Annotated in this window: 1 protein-coding gene; it reads right to left on the minus strand. The window is 66.3% G+C overall.

Annotation, left to right across the window (positions count from 1 at the left end; translation table 11 throughout):
- The coding region (locus tag G9E11_RS04165; protein ID WP_284691158.1) for a phosphopantetheine-binding protein at nt 1-2,101 on the minus strand (2,101 nt) is incomplete at both ends.

A 2,101-nucleotide genomic window follows, 5' to 3' on the forward strand; every position in this document is an offset into this window, starting at 1 on the left:
AACCATCACCTTGGTCGCGAGCAGGCAGTTGTCCCCGGTCCTTGCCCCGGCCGGAAAGAGAACCGCGTTGCCAAGGAAGTTGTGCGCGCCGATCGCCGCCCGACTGACCTTGAACGACGTCGCCGAGAAATCGGTGTTCATGAAGGACACCGCATCGGCGATCATCGTGCCGGTGCCGATCGATGAAAGGAAAGGGTTGTCGTGCTTGAACACCGTGCCCATGTTCGAACCGGTCTGCTGGACCTTTCCCAACTTGTAGCCGATGGCCTGCACGTAGTTCACGATGTACGAGCTGTCCCCGAACAACTGTTGCAGCATGTGACTGTTGGTCAACCTCGTCACCGCGCGCGCGGCCGCGTCCCGCACGCCGAACAGCGGATACACCGTGTCAGGCTTCAGAGCGAGGTTGAGCACCCGGGGCAGGGTCGTGACGGCCACCAATGTGAGGACCGTCCCCCCGAAGACGCCCAGGCCGGCGAGAGCAATGGCTTGGGCGTAGAAGGTCCACTCGGCAAAGGCGAGCGGATGCGCGTCCAGCAACGCCGCAACGCTCGGAATCGCCAGGACGGCCAGCGTGATGACCAGGCCCACCATGGTGCGACCCATTCCGAGCGCGCCGAAGAGCTGGGTGAGGGCGAACCATCCCCGGCGCCAGGGCCGGTAGGGCGTGGCCTCGACAGTGCCGTACTCCTCATCCGTTCGCCTGCCCGGCGAACCGTGCCAATGTTCCCCGGCGGGCACGGCCTGCCCCGTGTACAGGGTGGACCGGTGGCCCAACTGTGCGGCGTCTCCCATCGCCGTGTCGATGTCCAGGACACTGCCCTCGCCAACGATCACGTCCCGGCCCAGCCTCACCGCACCGAACTGGATGACGCCGCCGTGGGCGCGGTAGCCGCTCATGAACACGTCCTTGCGGATCACCGTCCCCTCGCCGATCGTGAGCAGGTCCGTGCAGACCGGCAGGTGGTTGGTCATGATCATCACGTTGCGGCCCACCTTCGCGCCCATGGCCCGCAAGTAGAAAGTCGTCAGCGGGGAACCGGTCATCAGCGAGAGGGGCGAGGTCCGCATCAGGGTCTTGACCAGCCAGAACCGGAAGTAGGCCAGGCTCCAAATGCGAATCTCCTGGGGGTGGAAGCGCCCGATGACGAGCCACTTCGCCGCCACCGGCAGGATGCAGAGTAGTACGAACACCATTGCGGCGAGGCCGATCGCCCGCAGGTAGATCTCCCAGAAGGCCATTCCATGATTCAGCCATTGGTGGTTGCCTGGCCCGGCGTTCGGGAACTCCCACTGGTAGCCCACGATCGCGAGCCAGCCGGCGAGGAGACAATAGCAGAGGTAGACGAGCGCCTGCAGGGCGCCGCACATGACGTACTCCCATGTCCGGGCGTCCATGGGCGCCGCCGTCTCCGGCACGGAGGCCACCGCTGGCGAGGTCTCCGGCTCCTTGTCCTTTTGCGGGGGAACCTGCAACGCCGCTGCCAGCGCGGAAATATTCGGGTTGCTGTAGATGTCCTTCATGGACACCGTAGGCAGGTCCGGCTGCTTGCGCACCCGGGCGCAGAACTTCGCCATGACCAGCGAGTCCGCGCCCAGGTCCTGGAAGAAGTCATCGCCCACCGCGACCTGCTCGATGCCGAGCACGCCGGCCAGCACCTCGGCCAACCGGTCCTGCACCTGCACCTGTGCCGTCGCCTCTTCCGCCGGCGCCAGGGCCGCGGCCAGCGCCGCGATCGTTGGGTTCTGATAGATGTCCTTGATGGACACCGCCGGCAGGTCCGGCTGCTTGCGCACCCGGGCGCAGAACTTCGCCATGACCAGCGAGTCCGCGCCCAAGTCCTGGAAGAAATCGGCCTCCACCGGCACACGCTCAATGTCCAGCACGCCGGCCAGCACCTCCGCCAACCGGTCCTGCACCTGCACCGTCGCCGACGCCTCTTCCGCCGGTGCCGTCACCTGTTCCGCCGGTGCCAGGGCCGCGGCCAGCGCGGAGATCGTTGGGTTCTGGTAGATGTCCTTGATGGACACCGCCGGCAGGTCCGGCTGCTTGCGCACCCGGGCGCAGAACTGCGCCATGACCAGCGAGTCCGCGCCCAAG

The sequence above is a fragment of the Arthrobacter ipis genome, from assembly GCF_014694315.1.
Lineage (GTDB): Bacteria > Actinomycetota > Actinomycetes > Actinomycetales > Micrococcaceae > Arthrobacter > Arthrobacter ipis.